The sequence below is a fragment of the Enorma shizhengliae genome, from assembly GCF_009676995.1.
Lineage (GTDB): Bacteria > Actinomycetota > Coriobacteriia > Coriobacteriales > Coriobacteriaceae > Enorma > Enorma massiliensis.
Map to the genome: position 1 here is coordinate 1 of NZ_VTFZ01000016.1, position 15,819 is coordinate 15,819.

Below are 15,819 nucleotides of genomic sequence, written 5' to 3' on the forward strand. Positions count from 1 at the left end.
CTCGGCGAACATCGCCGCCGCCCGCTCCTTGGTGGCGCGGTCGTATCTCAGCCGCAGGTCGATCGCCATGCATGCCTCCCGTCTCCCGGATCAAGGTTTCCTTGTCCAAGAAACGGGGTGCGGTTCAGACTTATAGACAAAAGGTTCTATTCGTGCAGAAGTGATGGCGGTCCATGAGCGAGCAGCCGCATTCGCACAGGGCACCGATAGACCTGTAGGCGGGTGGACCCATGGATGATGGACCCATCCGCGGGACCCCGGTGAGCTTGCAGACAAGCGGCTCCATCCGCAGTAAAACCATGGAGGGCCTTCGCAGGTAAGGCACTAAGGAAACGCTGATTATATCTTCGCGGGCGATCGTGATTTCAGCTTTTGGGCACTTTGGGGCGGAGGGCCCGAGTAGCCGTACCGCAGCCGGGAGGGCGCCGGCCGCCTGAGCTGCGGCTTTCCCTTCCCCTCGCTTTCCTCTACCCGCCCGCCGCGTCGGGAAGTGCCCAAAAGTTGAAACCTTGACGGAACAGACGGCTCCGGCGCCCAATAATCAGCGTTTTCCTAGCAGAATCGGACCGACTCGGCCCCCTCAATCACCATGTTCGCCTCAAAGAACGCTTGAAGTGCCTGCGTGGCAAGGCGCACGTCGCGCGTGCCCGCCGTCTCGTACGAGGAGTGCATGGCAAGCTGCGGGCAGCCCACATCGACGGCGTGCATGCTGGCCTGGATGTTCGAGAGGTTGCCGAGCGTCGACCCGCCCGCCATGTCGCTGCGGTTCGCGAATGTCTGGTACGGCACGCCCGCGCGGCGGCACACGGCGATGAAGGCGGCACGGCTGAAGGCATCGGTGCAGTAATGCTGGTTCGCCGCCTCCTTGATCACGATGCCGCCGTTCAGGTGGCAGCGGTTCTGCCCGTCGTACTTATCGGTCTTGTTGGGATGCAGCGCGTGGGCGTTGTCGCAGCTCACCATCATCGACTTCGCGAGCGCGCGGCGATAGTCCTCGGGCGTGAGGCCGAGCGCTGCGGTCAGTCGGGTGAGCGCATCGGGCAGGAAGGTGGACATCGCTCCCTGCTTGGTGTTGGAGCCCACCTCCTCGTTATCGAAGCAGCAGTACACGTTCACGCTCGCGGGATTCTCGGCCGCCATGAAGGCCTTGAGCGAGGTGAACGCGCACATGAGGTCATCGAGCTTAGGCGAGGAGACGAACTCCCGCGCCGCACCCCACACGCGTGCCGGCACGCGGCTTACCAGGAAGAGGTCGCGCGCAAGAATCTGCGTCCGCTCGACGCCGGCCTCGCGGGCGATGAGTTCGTCGAAGCCCTCCGCCGTGAGCTCACCTGCAGAGACCAAAGGAACGATGTCGGTCGCACGATTAGGAGAGAACGAGTCGTTCACGCTGCGGTCGAGGTGAATCGCGAGGCTCGGGATCATGACGAGGTCGCGATCGGGCGCGACGAGGCGGCTCTCCACACGGCCATCCACCTCAACGAGCACGCGCCCCGCGATGGACAGCGGGCGATCGAACCACGTGTAGTCGATCATCCCGCCGTATGCCTCGACGTTCAGGCGGAGCATTCCCTCGGGTCCTTCGATAAGCGGCAGCGCCTTTAGCTTGAAGGTGGGCGAATCACCGTGCGACGCGGTAACTTGGAAGTGATAGCTCCCCTCCGCGACGGCGCGCTCCCCCACCTTGAACGCGATGATGCTCGATCCGTTACGGGTGGTGTAGTAGCGCCCACCCGCCGAGAGCTCCCACGCGTCTCCCTCCGCGAGGCGGGTGAACCCCGCTCGGTCGAACTCGGCGGCGATGGTGCGCGTGGTGTGGAACATGCTCGGGCACGCCTGGATGAAATCGATGAGCTCCTCGGCTGCTTTCACATCAAGCTCTTCTACCATGATCTACTCCTTAGCAGTTGAACAATCGAGGACGTGGCGCCCAATTAGACGAGCTTGCCCGCGCAGTGGTCGATCGCATGCTGCACAACCTCGGCAGTCCAACCGCTGAAGCGCTTGGTGCGGCGCACCAGATTGCCCTCCTGGGGGACCTGGTAGGTCACGGTGATCATGCGGAAGCGCTTGACCTCGGTGACCTCTTCCAGCGAAAGGCAGCTCTCCTGAGCGGTGTAGGGTTGCGCCGCGATCTTGATCTTGGGGTTCATCATCGTGTAGATGCGACCGCCATCCTCGTAGGCGATGATAGCCTTGAGTGACCCGATCTGGTTCGCCGCCAGGCACACGGCATCCTCAAGCGATTCGAGCGTGTCGCGCAGGTCCTGCATGACCTCCACGTCTTCGATGGTCGCTGCCTCCGCGGGCTTCGAAAGAAACTCGCGATCCTTCACGATCTCCTTGATCATTGCAATCCTCTCTGGTCGTCCGCGCTCGGCGCGGGCTTGCTTGCGATGTCTTGCCCGACTCTGCTCGCCGGGCTCGAGCACGCAGCTATCATAACCGGGTAGCGCTTCCCTGCGCTCCCCGATTCCCACGCCGCCGCATCGATGACATTAGGCCTGGTAGAACTCGTGGAAGTCCTGGGTCATGCGAGCCAGCGTTGGCTCGTCGACATAGCACATGTGCCCGCAGCCGTAACGGCAGAACCGGATCTTCTCGCGCAGCTCGCGCGGCAGGTAGAGCTGGGCGATGGTGTGCTCCATGTTCCACCACGGGGTCGCCGCATCAAAGCGCCCGCCCATGATCATGAGCTTCGTGGTGGGGCTGCGGCGGAGCGCCACGGCGATGTCGAGCGCTACGTTGGGCGCCGCGACCGTCGTCTCGTCCACGCCGGGCTCGTCGTGGACCCAATTCCAGCCGATGCCGATCTCGCCCCACACGCTCAGTCGGTAGTTCGCCGGCCCCCGGTAGCCCACCTCGTTGCGGAGGAACGCTCGGAACGCGGCATACCAAGCGCCCTCGATGGCATGGCTCGCGGGATCGTCGCACGCGAAGTAGAACGATGCCTTCTGGATGGGCAGCAAGGCGCTTCCGGCAAAGCGCATGTCGAGGCGACCGATGACCTTCTCATCGGCAGCCATGAGGTCGCGGCGGAACTCCTCGAGCGAGACGCGCAGGTTGCGTGCGATGAGATACTCGACCGGAAGGCCGATGAACGCCGAGAGCTGCTCTGCCACGGCGCGCTGGCGCGACGCATCGATGCGATCGCCCTGGAGCAACGCCGAGGCGTACTCATCACCGGCGAAGGCGGAGGCGCGATCGAACCACTCATCCTCGTCAACATCCTCGCCGACAAGGCCGAAGTACTGCGCTGTCGCTGCGAACGAAGGCATCATGCCCACGTAATAGAGGTCGTTGCCCGGTAGGTTCTGCGTCCAGTCGAAGAGGGCGGACACCATGACCACGCCGGCGACCGGCACGCCCGCCTCGCCGAGATAGCGCATGAGCACGGAGTTACGCATGGTCCCGTACGACTCGCCCACCAGATAGAGCGGCGAGCCCCAACGACCGTTATCCTCGAGCCACTGGCATATGGCGCGACAGAACGCACGCGCATCCGCCTCCAGGCCGTAGACGCGCTCGGTACCGTACCCCTCGGCAACGAACGACCAGCCCGTGCCGAGCGCGTCGAGGAATACCAGGTCGCTCTCGGTCAGGAGCGTACCGGGGTTGTCCTCCACCTCGTAGTTGGCCGCATCGACGAACCCGCATCCGTTGGGCACCACGCGGCGAGGCCCGATGCCGCCGAAGTTGATGGGGACCGAGGCGGACCCGGGACCGCCGTTGAAGCAGAAACTCACCGGGCGACGGCGCGCGTCAACGCACTGGCCATCCACCTTCTCTGCAAGGTAGGAGACGTTGAACATCTTTCCCTCGAGCACGCCCTCGCTATCGATCACGTCGAGGTGGCCGGCGCGGGCCGTGTATGAGATCTCGCGACCACCGGCACGCCAGATGAGGCTCGCCTCAGCCGGCTCGGGCACCGCTTGCGCTGGCACGGCTTGCTTTGCGGCCGCGCTCTCCATCTCTGCCATTGCAATCCTCCTTTACGCAACACCCAGCATGTCGCAGAGCGTGAGCATGTAGATCTCGGCCGCATGCACGACATCGATCACGTCCACGTCTTCGTTGTAGCCGTGGATGCCGTCGTTGTTGCACGGGCCGAACTGGATGGTGGGGCATCCCAGCAGGCGGTAGTTCGCCGCATCGCTCGACGCCCACTGGTATGCCGGCAGGCATTCCTCGCCCCAGACGTCCTCGATGTTCTTCTTGAGGCTCGTCACAAGCGTGCAGGTGTCAGAGGTCACGTTGCCCTCGGTAATCCACTCATAGGTGGCCTCCACGCCGGTAACGCCGCTCTCGGCGATCACGTGCTCGACGGCGGCTACGACCTCATCGTGATCGGTGCCGTACGGCAGGCGCACGTCGATGTGGGCGGTCGCGAGGTCGGGCACCTGGTTGATCTTGCCGCCGCCTTCGATGAGGCCCACATTGCACGAGATGTGGTCGACGACGTTGCCGACGCCCTCTGCAGGAATGGTCCGCTCGGCCACGATGCGCGAGTTCCGTACCGCGCGCTCGTGCTCGGGGAGGAAGTGTCCCGGCACGGAGATGATCTGGTCGATGTTCACGAGCACGCGCGCCAGCTTGACGATGGCGTTGTCGCCCTTGTAGTTGTTGGTTGAACCATGGCCGGGCACGCCATGCGCCGTGAGCGTCACATGCAGGATGCCCTTCTGGCCGATCTCGATCGTCTCGTGACCGGTCGGCTCGCCCACCATGACCGCATCGGCTCCGTCGGCATAGCCGTTCTCGCAGAACCATTTGGTTCCGCTGCCCGCGATCTCCTCATCGCACACCATGTGCAGGCGGATATCGCCCTTGAGCTCGGCGCCCGATTGTTTAAGCATCTTCATGGTGAAGAGCAGCACAGCCAGGCCGCACTTCATGTCCGACGCGCCGCGGCCAAAGATCTTGCCGTCGTGCATCTCGGCACCAAAGGGATCGAAATCCCATCCAGAAAGCTGCCCCACCGGCACCACGTCCACATGACCGTTGAGAACCACGCGGAAGCCCGTGGGATCTCCCATCTGGGCGTAGACCACCGGATAATCCTCGCCGCCATCGCCGACGATCTCCTCGGTCTCTATGCCCGCCTGCGCAAGGTAGTCGCGGACGAACGCGATTGCCGGAGCCTGGCTATCGATGGGACTCTGGTTCTTGATGCGAATCAGGTCACGGCAGAGCTCGAGCAGCTCGTCTTGCTGGTCGAGCACCGCCTGGTGCAGGGATTCCTTCGTTGGTGCCATTGGGCATACCCACCTTTCTTCGTCGGCGACCGCCTTAGAGCGTATCGCCTCTCATCATAGAACGACCCGCCGCCAGAATCGGCAGCGGGCCGGTTTGTACGCGACTAAGCACAAAGCCTACGCGAGCGCGGCATCGAAGCGCTAGGCGGTCACCGCATCGTGGTAGCGGAAGCACGCGACCTGGTGCCCCGGTTCCACCTCGGTGAGGGCGGGGCGCTCCTTGCGGCAGCGCTCCTCGCAGAACGGGCAGCGGCCGGCAAGCGGGCAGCCCACCTGATCGCCCACAGGGCTCGCGATCTCGCCCTTGAGCTTGAGCTCCTCCGTCTTCTGGAAGGGGCTCTCGGGCGGCACGGCAGAGAGCAGCGCCTGCGTGTAGGGATGCATCGGGTTCTCGTAGACGCGATGCGCCGGGCACAGCTCCACAACGCGGCCGAGATACATGATCGCGATACGGTCCGAGATGCGCTTGATGACCGAAAGGTCATGGCTGATGAACAGGTACGTGAGGCCGCGGTCGCGCTGCAGACGGCGGAAGAGGTTCAGCACCTGCGCCTGAATCGACACGTCGAGGGCCGAGACGGGCTCGTCGCACACGATGATCTTGGGATCGAGCACGAGAGCGCGCGCCACGTTGATGCGCTGCCGCTGCCCGCCGGAGAACTCGTGCGGGAAGCGCTCCATATGCTGGATGTCGAGGCCGACCTCCTTCATGAGGTCGAAGACGATCTTCTCGCGCTCCGCCTTGTCGGGCACGAGGTTGTAGATGCGCAGCGGCTCCTCGATGGCGCGCGCGGCGGTGAAACGCGGATCGAGCGATGAGTACGAGTCTTGGAACACCATCTGGATGTTCTTGCGCATGGCCTTGAGCTCGGGGCCCTTGAGGCCGTTGATGTCTTGGCCCTTGTAGCGGATCTCACCCGACGTTGCCTGGTGCAGCTGCACCACGCAGCGGCCGAGCGTGGACTTGCCGCAACCCGACTCGCCGATGATGCCGAGCGTCTCGCCCTCGTACACGTCGAGCGACACATCCGACAGCGCATGGAGGGTCTTGGACTTGTGGAACAGTCCCTCTCCACGGAGCTTGAAATCCTTGCTCAGATGGCGGATGGAAAGGATCGGCTGGTGCTCCTGCGCCTGCTCGGCTGCGGTGGCCTGAGTCATCTCGCTCATCGATTCACCTCTCCTCTCACAAGTCCGCCCTTGCCGTCCTGCAGGTGGCAGGCGACGAAGTGGCCGGGCGCGACCTCATTGAGAGGCGGCACCTCGCGCTCGCAGATCTCCTTAGCGTACGGGCAGCGGTCGCAGAAGTTGCAGCACGTACCGGTGAGCCTCAGATCGGGGGGAACGCCGGGAATGGTCTTGAGGTCGGCATCCTCGTCGTCCGAGAGCTTGGGCATGGAGTCAAGGAGACCCCAGGTGTAGGGGTGCAGCGGATTGGCGTAAAGCTCGCCGGTAGAGGCGTGCTCCACGGTGCGTCCGGCGTACATGACCATGACGTCATCCGCCATCTTCCAAACGATGCCCAGGTTATGGGTGATGAGCAGGATGGCCGTGCCGAACTTCTCCTGCAGACCCTGGAGCAGGTCGAGCACCTGCGATTGCACCGTCACGTCGAGAGCCGTGGTGGGCTCGTCGGCGATGATGAACTTGGGATGCAGGCTCATGGCCATGGCGATGATGACGCGCTGGCACATACCGCCCGAGAGCTCGTAAGGGTAGGAGTCCATACGGCGCTCGGGCTCGGGGATGCCCACCAAGCGCAGCATCTCGATGGAACGCTTGCGGGCCTCTTCCTTGGTCACGTTCTCATGAGCGCGGATGAGCTCGATCATCTGGCTGCCGACTTTGAACACCGGGTCGAGCGAGGTCATGGGATCCTGGTAGATCATCGCGATGTCCTTGCCGCGAATCTCAAGCAGGTCGCTCATGCTGATGTTGACCATATCCTTGCCGTCGAACTCGATCTCGCCGGACTCGATGGAGCCCGTCTTGGGCAGCAAGCGAATGACCGATGAGGCGGTAACGCTCTTGCCCGAACCGGACTCGCCCACGATGCCGAGGGTCTTACCGCGATCGAGCGTGAAGCTCACGCCATCGACGGCCTTGGAGATGCCGGCGGAGGTATGGAAGTAGGTCTTGAGGTCCTTCACCGAAAGAAGGTGCTCACGGGCCCCGTCTTGATTGATTTCAGCCATGCGGCACCCTCCTTACTGCTTCTGCTTGGGGTCGAACACGTCACGAATGCCATCGCCCAGAAGGTTGAAGCCGAGCACCGTGATGAGGATGAAGATGCCCGAGATCGTGGCGATGTGCGGGGAGGTGCGCAGGCAGGTGCGCCCACCCGAGAGGATGTTGCCCCACGACGCGGTCGGCGGGGTGATGCCCATGCCGAGGAACGACAGCGCCGCCTCGGAGATGATGGCGCTCGCGACGTTCAGCGTGAAGTACACGATGATCGGCGACATGGCGTTGGGCAGGATATGCGTGAAGAGGATGCGCACCGGCGAGGCACCGAGGACGCGCTCGGCGTTGCAGTACTCCTCGTTCTTGACGATATGCACCTGGCCGCGCACGACGCGCGCAAAGTACGGGATGTTGCCGATGCCGAGCGCGATCACGACGTTGATGGCTCCCTGGCCTAGGATCGTCATGAGGATGAGGGCGAGCAGAACGAACGGGAACGACATCATGCCGTCCATGACGCGCATGATGATCGAGTCGAGCAGGCCGCCGAAGAAGCCTGCCACGAGACCCACGAGGACTCCGATGAGCGCGCCCACGAGCGTGCCGCCCACGGCAACGAAGATCGAGATGCGCGCACCGAAGATGATGCGCGACAGCAGATCGCGGCCGTAGTTATCGGTTCCGAAGATATGGCCCTCGCTGCCCGGCGCCGCGTAGGCATTCGTCATGTCGATGGCGTTGGGATCGTAGGGCGAGAGCTGGTTGGCGAATACCGCCATGAGGACCATGACCACGACGATGACCAGGCCCACGACGGCCATCTTGTTGCGCGAGAGCTTGTGCCAGGCATTGTTGGCCTTGCGCTCACGGCGCACCATCTCAAGCTGGGCCTCGACACCGAGCGCCGAGCCCTTGTTCTCGGTAGCTGCCATTAGTTCTGGCCACCTCCCTCGTAACTCACGCGCGGGTTGATGACCGCGTAGATGATGTCAACCACAAGGTTGACCACGACGAACACGACAGCGGTGAAGAGGACCGTACCCTGGATGAGGGAGTAGTCGCGCCCGTTGACCGCGTTCACGATCAGCGTGCCGAGCCCCGGCCACGAGAAGATCGTCTCGGTAAGGATGGCGCCGGTGAAGGCGGATGCGATCTGCAGACCGAGAACCGTCACGATCGGCGGCAAGGCGTTCTTGAACGCATGCTTCCAGATGACGAGGGTCTCCTTGATACCGCGCGAGCGGAGCGACTTGATGTAGTCGGTACCGATCGTGTCCAGCATGCTCGAACGCGAGATGCGCGCGAGCGTGGCAGCGGGAATGGTGGCAAGGCAGAACACCGGCAGGATCATGTGGCTCACCACGTCCCAAACGCCGTTCGAGAACGTGCCCATACCCATGGCTGGCAAAAGCCCTAGGTTCACGCTGAACGTGAGGACGAGCATGAGGCCGAGCCAGAAGATGGGCATCGACACGCCCACGAGGGCGACCACCATGAACACGTAGTCGAGAATCGAGTTCTGGTGCAGCGCCGACTCGACTCCGATGGGGATTCCCACGAGCGCGGCGATGATGAGGCCGGTCATGGTGATAGAGAGCGTGGCCGGAAGACGGCTCAGGATGAGGGGCATGACATCGCCATTATACGAGGTCGACCATCCGAAGTCGCCCTGCAGCACGCCGAGGAGATAGTCGATGTACTGCTTCCACATGGGCTCGTTGAGACCGAGCTGCTCACGCAACTCGGCGACAGCATCGGGCGATGCCTGGGGTCCCAACATGGTGATGGCGGGGTCACCGGGGACCATGCGCGTGAGGATGAACGTCGCTGTGATCACCACGAACAGCACGGGGATCGCCTGCAGCACCCTCTTGAGAATCGTCTTAGCCACGAATCCCTACCTTTCCTAACAAACACCGCGCGCGGCGGGCACCTACCCTACCGCGCGCGGCGATACGCGCAGCGGTTACTACGCAGTCTTCGAGATATTGACCTCAGAGTTCACGACATAGACCAGGTTATCGGCACGCTGGACGAAGCCCTGGACGCTCTTGCTCAGGCCGTTCTTGGAGTTGGCCGTGCTGTAGACGATCATGGGGTTCTGCTCCACGATGAGGCGCAGCGCCTGCTTGTAGAGGTCCGCGCGCTCGTCCTGGTCGGTGACCTCGAGCGCCTGCTGGAGCAGGTCGTCGACCTCGGGGACGCTGAAGAGGCCGGCGTTGCCGTTGCCGCCGATCTCAGCAGTGCTGAACTGCTTGTTCAGGAAGAAGTACGGATCGGGGTACCAGGTCCAGCTCATGCACACCATGTTGCACTGGCCAGACGACGCGTTCGAGGAGAGCGTGGCCCAGTCGTTCTGGTGGATGACGAGGTCGATGTTGAGGTTCGCCTTGAGCTGCTGCTGGACGACCGTCGCCACGTCGAGGCTCGCCGGGGTGTTGCCGGTGAAGAGCTCGAGCTCGAGACCGTCGGGATACCCGGCACCGGCGAGGAGCTCCTTGGCGCCCTCGGGGTCGTAGGACGGGACGAGTTCCTCGACGGACTCATCGTAGCCCCAGCTGCCACGCGGCAGCGGCACCGATGCGACCGAGCCGCCGCCGTACGGATAGGCGGCCGCGAGGATCTCGTCGCGGTCGATGGACATGAGGATCGCGCGGCGCACATCCGCGTTCGCGGTCGGGCCGTTCTGCATGTTCATGTAGATGTAGGAGAAGTTCAGGCCCTCCTGCTGCTCCACGATGTAGTCAGAGTTCTCCGAAACGGTCTGCAGCGACTCGCCACCGAGGTCGGTGACGAGATCGACCTCGCCGGTGAACAGGGCGTTTGCCTGCTGCGTGGAGTCGGTGATGACCTTCCAGACCACGCCGTCGAGGTTCGGGCGCTCGCCCCAATAGCCCTCATGACGGGTGAGCTCGGTCTGCTGGTCACGCGTGAACTGCGCCATCTGGAAGGGGCCGGTGCCCACGAGGTGCTCGCCGAAGCTGTCGCCCCAGCCCTCGACCTCCTCCTGCGGGAGGATGGCGTTGCCGCCGTCGGTGAGCGCCGTGAGGAAGGCGGAGTTCGGGGTCTTGAGGACGCACTCGATCTCGGTGTCGGAGATCACGTTGCAGTGATCGAGCATGTCGAGGCGGTTGTTGGTGGACTCGACGTTGGAGCGCTCGAGCGAGTACTTGACGTCCTCGGCGGTCATGGCGCGGCCGTCCTGGTACTCACCGGGCTGGAACGTCACGTCGTCGCGCAGGGTGAAGGTGTAGGTCATGCCGTCGTCGGACACGGTCCACTCGGTCGCGAGGCAGGGCACGATCTCGGTGAGGTCCATCGAGTACTGCACCAAGGTGTCGCATACGGTGTTGATGATCTGCGACTCGTAGACGCCCGTGTACTTAACCGGGTCGAGAAGGGCCGGGGAGGCCGCGAGCGAGATGTTGAGCGTACCGCCCTCGGCGACCTCGGCGCTACCGGCGGAACCCGAACCGCCCTCGGAAGAGCAACCGACGACGGAGAGCGCGGCGCCCGTGAGACCCACGACGCCGAGCCCGCTCAGGAAGCCGCGACGCGATACGGTTTTGCTGGTAAGTTCGCTCATGTCCCATTCCCTCCATTTCAAAAGGGGCTATTTCCACAGGTGCGCGCGGAACGTCGCGCACCCGTGAGATACCACGCTACCAGGCTCGATAATTGATGAAGCCATCCCAGGGATCGACGTGCTCGACGGGCAGGGAGTCACGCAGCTCGAGCACCTCGTCGGGCACGAACCGGCGCTCCACCACGACGTCGCCGCCGTAGGCGCGCCACCAATCGCGGCTGATGATGAGGTAGCCGTCCTTGCACTGGTCGGCACCCCAGCTGTTCTCCACGCGCCAAGCGAGCGGCTCCCCCGCATCGTCAAGCTGCACGCCCTGGAACACCATGCAGTGCGACAGGCCGGTGCCGTTGAGGTCGAGGTTGTCGGCGCGATCGATGGACAAATCGATATCGAAGAGACCTTCGAGGTCGAGTGAATCGGTAGCCAGCACGCCCGCGAAATCCGAATCGCCGCGCAGGGTGCGCTTGCCCACGTCGCACATCATGTAGGCGGGTACACCGCCCTTGAGCGAAGCGATGACCGCCTGCTCGACGACGGGCATCTCCATGTTGAGCAGGCGCAGCGGACGGCCGCCCATGACGGCGTCGAACCAATCGATGCCATACAGGTGGCCGAAGGGGCGCGAATCGCCCGGCACGCTCACGAGCTCGATATAATCGCTGGCATCGAAGTGCGTGTAGCGCTCCAGGATCTCGAGCGGGGTCACACCGTGGTCGCGCAGAATGCGGCGGCCGTCGGAGGTGATTTCGACCTTGCTGGCATCGACGTCGGCATGCTCGCCGACCTCGAAATCGAAATCGATCGCTAGCGGCGGCTCGCCCAAGCAGCAGCACAGGAAGCGATGCACCTCATCGAGCATGTCCGCCTTGGCCGCCTCGAGCTCCTCGTATGCGGCACCCGCCTCAGCGCTCTCGCGCAGCTTGGCGGCATCCCGAATCAGGATGTCGCCCAGGACCTCGTTCATGTACTTGGTGTCGTGCGTGCACGCGGTCTCGGGCATCGCGTCCTTGGGGACGATGCCCCACTTCTCGAGGATGCTCGCGCAGAACATGAACTGGCCGCCATCAGAAGCTGTATGGAGCGTGAGGTGGTAGACCAAGCGATCGTTAGCAGGCCGATCAGCGGTCTGGATGATGCGCTCGAGGAACGAGTTGGACTTCTCGAGCTTCTCGTAGAACGTGGTATATGCCTGCGAAAACTCGAAGTCATCCACGTCGAGGATCTGAAGGGCGCGGGCGCGAAGCACGTTCAGCGTGGAGAACATCCAGCAGCGGCCCGACTTGTCCTGATGGGTCACGGTCTTAGCGGCCTTGAGCGAGACGCCGTAGGTGTCCTTGTAGGCGCGGACGGCGCGCTGGTCGCGCGCTGCAGCGGCGATGCCCATCGACGTCACGGCGTTACGGGCGATCCGATTGGCACGGCTGCTTGCGAACCCGTCGGTGAGCGCATCAATGCGAGCCTTGTCGACAGAGCCCCCTGGCACGAGGTCAGGCAACGTTATGCGATCGGCCGTACTATCCATACAATAAACCTCTTCATCAATCTCACCTGCACGTTCTTACAACGCGCTATGCATATAATGGACGTATTGTATCAATTCACTATACGTCGAGCGGCGCGAGCATTCCGGACGGGAATCCCAATTTATCCATCAGAAACACTTTATCGCAACAAAGCGGCCCACATGAACTCGCATCCCTCTCCTCATGCATCACACGGATATACCCAAGATTGCCGATGTATACCCCTCCGCGCGCCCGAATTCTCCATATGCGACGGCGCCGCATGGTCTCCCATACGGCGCCGCCATGGCGTCTGTTTTGTAGTCCGCTTCGCTCAGCCGTAGCCGGCGATTGCCGTCCATCGTGTCCGGAACGTCGTCCAAGACATTCAGGCAGCAGGGCTTAAAGCTACGCGGTCTTGGACATGTTGACCTCGGAGTTGACGACGTAGACGAGCTGGTCGGCACGCTGCACGTACCCTTGGACGCTCTGAGTGAGTCCGGTGCAGACCTCCTCGGACGCGTACACGAGCATGGGATCCTGCGCGACGATCTTGGCAAGCGCCTGCTTGTAGAGGTCCGCGCGCTCGTCCTGGTCGGTGACCTCGAGCGCTTGCTGCAGCAGGTCATCGACCTCGGGATCGCTGAAGCCCGCGCCGTTGCCGAGGGCGCCGATCTCGGAGCTCGAGAACAGCTTGTTCAGGAAGAAGAACGGATCGGGGTACCAGCTCCAACCCATGGCGTAGATGTCGGCCTGGCCGGAAGCGGCAACCTCGGAGAACGCTCCCCAGTCGTTGGTATGGATCTCGACGTCGATGTTCAGATTCTCCTTGACCTGCTGCTGGAACACTGTTGCGATGTCCAGGCGCTGGGTCGTGTTGCTCGTGTAGTAGTTCATCGAGAAGCCATCCGGGTAACCGGCTTCGGCGAGGAGCTCGCGCGCCGCCTCGGGGTCGTACTCCGGGACCGTACTCTCGACCGACTCGTCATAGCCCCAGCTGCCCTTGGGAAGCGGCAACGTCGCTTCGGAGGCGCCGCCATAGGGGTAACCTGCGGCGATGAGGTCCTCGCGGTTCACCGCCATGAGGATCGCCTTGCGCACGCGCTGGTCGGCGGTGGGGCCGTTGACCATGTTCATGTAGATGTAGGCGATGTTCAGACCGTCCATGCGATCGACCACATAGCTGGAATCGTTCTCCACGGTCTGCAGCGACTCGCCCTTGAGATCCGTCACCATGTCGACATCACCCGTGAACAGGGCGTTGGCGGACTGCGTGGCGTCCGTGATGACCTTGAAGATCACGCCATCGAGGTTGGGCTTCTCGCCCCAATACGCGTCGTTGCGCGCAAGCTCGGTCTGCTGGTCACGCGTGAACTGCACCATCCGGAAAGGACCGGTACCCACGAGGTGCTCGCCGAAGCTGTCGCCCCAGCCCTCGACCTCTTCCTTGGGAACGATGGCGTTGCCCGCGTCGGTAAGCGCGGTGAGGAACGATGAGTTGGGGTTCGTGAGCACGCACTCGATCTCGGTGTCGGAGATGACGTTGCAGTGGTCGAGCATGTCGAGACGGTTCATGGCCGAGTCGTTGGCGGAACGCTCCAGCGAATACTTGATGTCTTCGGCGGTCATCGCGCGGCCATCCTGGTACTCGCCCGCCTGGAAGACGACGTCATCGCGCAGCGTGAAGGTGTAGGTCGCACCATCCTCGGAAACGGTCCACTCGGTCGCAAGCGCCGGAACGATCTCCGAGAGGTCCATGCTGTACTGCACGACCGTGTCGCAGACGTTGTTGATGATCTGGGATTCGTAGACACCGGTATATTTTGCCGGGTCGAGGTAAGCCGGCGACGATGCCAGCGAGATGTTCAACGTGCCGCCCTCGACGGTGGCAGCGGAACCCGATCCGCCCGAATCGCCGGACGCGCAACCCGCCTGCATAAGCCCGGCTCCGGCAACACCCGCCATGGCGACGCAGCCCAGGAACCCTCTACGGGTGACGTGCTTACTCGTCAACTTGCTCATATCGACTCCTAACCCCGACCGTACCGGTGCGCGATGCGTGTCGCTTGTTCCTGCAAGCGCTTTAGCGCACCGGAGTGTGGAACTTGTAGGTAACTATAGGGAGGGCGAACTCCCACCGGCGGGGAAACGCGTCAGTTCACCATTAGGAAACAATGGGCGGCGCAACTACACCGTTCCCAGACAATTCGGCACCCCCATTTGCGCTAGACTTTGCTCTCGGATATCTACTTCGACCGAAGGGAGCGCCATGCTTTTGCGTCAACTGCTCGAAATCTACGACCTCATCGACAAGCCCCAGGCCAACGGCGAGGAGGTCGCCGAGCTGCTTCGTTCGCGTGGTGCGACCGATGTCACCGTGGAAACCGTGGGCTCCGAGGCAGGTAGCACCGACTGCATCAAGATCCTCATCCCCGGCTCGAACGGCAAGAGCCAAGGCGGAGACGCGCCCACCCTCGGCGTGATCGGCCGTCTTGGCGGCTTGGGCGCCCGCCCCGAGCTCATCGGTGCGGTATCGGACGGCGATGGCGCGCTCGCCGCGCTCACGTGCGCGCTCAAACTCGTCGAGATGCACGCCGCCGGCGATGTCCTGCCCGGTGACGTCATCGTGGCGACGCATGTCTGCCCCGACGCCCCGACACTCCCGCACGAGCCCGTGCCGTTCATGGACTCCCCCATTGATATGGCTACCATGAATCGCATGGAGGTCGACCCGCGCATGGAGGCAATCGTCTCCATCGACACCACCAAGGGCAACCGCATCATCAACGTGAACGGCATCGCCATCTCCCCCACTACCAAAGACGGCTACATCCTGCCCGTTGCGAACGACCTGATGGATGTCATGACCCGGGTGACCGGTAAGATGCCGCAGGTCTTTGCCCTGTCCCAGCAGGACATCACCCCCTACGGCAACGACCTTTACCACCTGAACAGCATCCTGCAGCCCACGACCGCTACCTCGGCCCCCGTTGTGGGCGTGGCCATCGCCACCGAGCAGATGGTCGCCGGCTGCGCGACCGGAGCCACCCACGCGAACGATGTGGAGGAAGCCGCGCGCTTCGCGGTCGAGGTCGCCAAGCTCTTCGGAGCCGGTTCCTGCAAGTTCTACGATGAGGGCGAATGGGCCCATCTCGTGGAGCTCTACGGAACCATGGAGCGCTACCAGACCATGGGCGGCGCAAACTAGCATCGCATCTCGAGCGAGGGGTCCGCGCGGACCCCTCGCTACTTTTCATACGAACCGCCGTTAAGGCCGCCGGATCAAGCCGCG

The 15,819-nt window shown here is 63.2% G+C and carries 12 protein-coding genes; 1 reads left to right on the forward strand and 11 read right to left on the reverse strand.

What is annotated here, in order from left to right; all coding sequences use genetic code 11:
- Positions 1-552: 552 nt before the first annotated feature.
- From GJE22_RS09610 to GJE22_RS09660, 11 genes are all read right to left on the reverse strand, one after another.
- Positions 553-1,890 carry a M18 family aminopeptidase gene (locus GJE22_RS09610; protein ID WP_144688874.1) on the reverse strand — a complete coding sequence of 446 codons (1,338 nt, stop codon included), beginning with the start codon at positions 1,888-1,890 and terminating at the stop codon, positions 553-555.
- Between the two features lie 44 nt (positions 1,891-1,934).
- The gene (locus tag GJE22_RS09615; RefSeq protein ID WP_102372604.1) at positions 1,935-2,351 is read right to left on the reverse strand and encodes a peptide deformylase; all 417 of its coding nucleotides are present in this window, start codon (positions 2,349-2,351) and stop codon (positions 1,935-1,937) included.
- Between the two features lie 147 nt (positions 2,352-2,498).
- Complete coding sequence (locus tag GJE22_RS09620; RefSeq protein WP_144688875.1) at positions 2,499-3,980, reverse strand: S10 family peptidase; 1,482 nt, start codon at positions 3,978-3,980, stop codon at positions 2,499-2,501.
- Positions 3,981-3,992: 12 nt separating this feature from the next.
- On the reverse strand, positions 3,993-5,255 hold the full coding sequence (locus GJE22_RS09625; protein ID WP_144688876.1) for a M20 family metallopeptidase: 1,263 nt from the start codon (positions 5,253-5,255) through the stop codon (positions 3,993-3,995).
- A gap of 141 nt (positions 5,256-5,396) precedes the next feature.
- Positions 5,397-6,425: an ABC transporter ATP-binding protein gene (locus GJE22_RS09630; protein WP_235895872.1), complete on the reverse strand. Its 1,029-nt coding sequence runs from the start codon at positions 6,423-6,425 to the stop codon at positions 5,397-5,399.
- On the reverse strand, positions 6,422-7,450 hold the full coding sequence (locus GJE22_RS09635; RefSeq protein WP_144688877.1) for an ABC transporter ATP-binding protein: 1,029 nt from the start codon (positions 7,448-7,450) through the stop codon (positions 6,422-6,424). The genes GJE22_RS09630 and GJE22_RS09635 overlap by 4 nt, the downstream gene beginning before the upstream one ends.
- A gap of 12 nt (positions 7,451-7,462) precedes the next feature.
- On the reverse strand, positions 7,463-8,371 hold the full coding sequence (locus tag GJE22_RS09640; protein WP_218957908.1) for an ABC transporter permease: 909 nt from the start codon (positions 8,369-8,371) through the stop codon (positions 7,463-7,465).
- Entirely contained in the window at positions 8,371-9,330 is a 960-nt protein-coding gene (locus tag GJE22_RS09645; RefSeq protein ID WP_144688878.1) for an ABC transporter permease, read from the reverse strand. The genes GJE22_RS09640 and GJE22_RS09645 overlap by 1 nt, the downstream gene beginning before the upstream one ends.
- 78 nt (positions 9,331-9,408) lie before the next feature.
- On the reverse strand, positions 9,409-11,025 hold the full coding sequence (locus GJE22_RS09650; RefSeq protein WP_144688879.1) for an ABC transporter substrate-binding protein: 1,617 nt from the start codon (positions 11,023-11,025) through the stop codon (positions 9,409-9,411).
- Between the two features lie 76 nt (positions 11,026-11,101).
- Positions 11,102-12,547 carry a C1 family peptidase gene (locus GJE22_RS09655; RefSeq protein ID WP_144688880.1) on the reverse strand — a complete coding sequence of 482 codons (1,446 nt, stop codon included), beginning with the start codon at positions 12,545-12,547 and terminating at the stop codon, positions 11,102-11,104.
- Between the two features lie 388 nt (positions 12,548-12,935).
- Positions 12,936-14,549, reverse strand: a complete 1,614-nt coding sequence (locus GJE22_RS09660; RefSeq protein WP_144688881.1) for an ABC transporter substrate-binding protein — start codon at positions 14,547-14,549, stop codon at positions 12,936-12,938.
- A gap of 247 nt (positions 14,550-14,796) precedes the next feature.
- Here GJE22_RS09660 and GJE22_RS09665 point away from each other — a divergent pair, with 247 nt between their 5' ends.
- On the forward strand, positions 14,797-15,735 hold the full coding sequence (locus GJE22_RS09665; protein ID WP_144688882.1) for a DUF1177 domain-containing protein: 939 nt from the start codon (positions 14,797-14,799) through the stop codon (positions 15,733-15,735).
- Positions 15,736-15,819: the final 84 nt, after the last annotated feature.

Excerpts from the sequence above, each read along its gene's own strand:
- GJE22_RS09640 (WP_218957908.1), bottom strand. The coding sequence starts at position 8,371 with ATGGCAGCTACCGAGAACAAGGGCTCGGCGCTCGGTGTCGAGGCCCAG.
- GJE22_RS09620 (WP_144688875.1), bottom strand. The coding sequence starts at position 3,980 with ATGGCAGAGATGGAGAGCGCGGCCGCAAAGCAAGCCGTGCCAGCGCAA.
- GJE22_RS09655 (WP_144688880.1), bottom strand. The coding sequence starts at position 12,547 with ATGGATAGTACGGCCGATCGCATAACGTTGCCTGACCTCGTGCCAGGG.
- GJE22_RS09665 (WP_144688882.1), top strand. The coding sequence starts at position 14,797 with ATGCTTTTGCGTCAACTGCTCGAAATCTACGACCTCATCGACAAGCCC.
- GJE22_RS09650 (WP_144688879.1), bottom strand. The coding sequence starts at position 11,025 with ATGAGCGAACTTACCAGCAAAACCGTATCGCGTCGCGGCTTCCTGAGC.
- GJE22_RS09610 (WP_144688874.1), bottom strand. The coding sequence starts at position 1,890 with ATGGTAGAAGAGCTTGATGTGAAAGCAGCCGAGGAGCTCATCGATTTC.
- GJE22_RS09630 (WP_235895872.1), bottom strand. The coding sequence starts at position 6,425 with ATGAGCGAGATGACTCAGGCCACCGCAGCCGAGCAGGCGCAGGAGCAC.
- GJE22_RS09625 (WP_144688876.1), bottom strand. The coding sequence starts at position 5,255 with ATGGCACCAACGAAGGAATCCCTGCACCAGGCGGTGCTCGACCAGCAA.
- GJE22_RS09615 (WP_102372604.1), bottom strand. The coding sequence starts at position 2,351 with ATGATCAAGGAGATCGTGAAGGATCGCGAGTTTCTTTCGAAGCCCGCG.
- GJE22_RS09660 (WP_144688881.1), bottom strand. The coding sequence starts at position 14,549 with ATGAGCAAGTTGACGAGTAAGCACGTCACCCGTAGAGGGTTCCTGGGC.
- GJE22_RS09635 (WP_144688877.1), bottom strand. The coding sequence starts at position 7,450 with ATGGCTGAAATCAATCAAGACGGGGCCCGTGAGCACCTTCTTTCGGTG.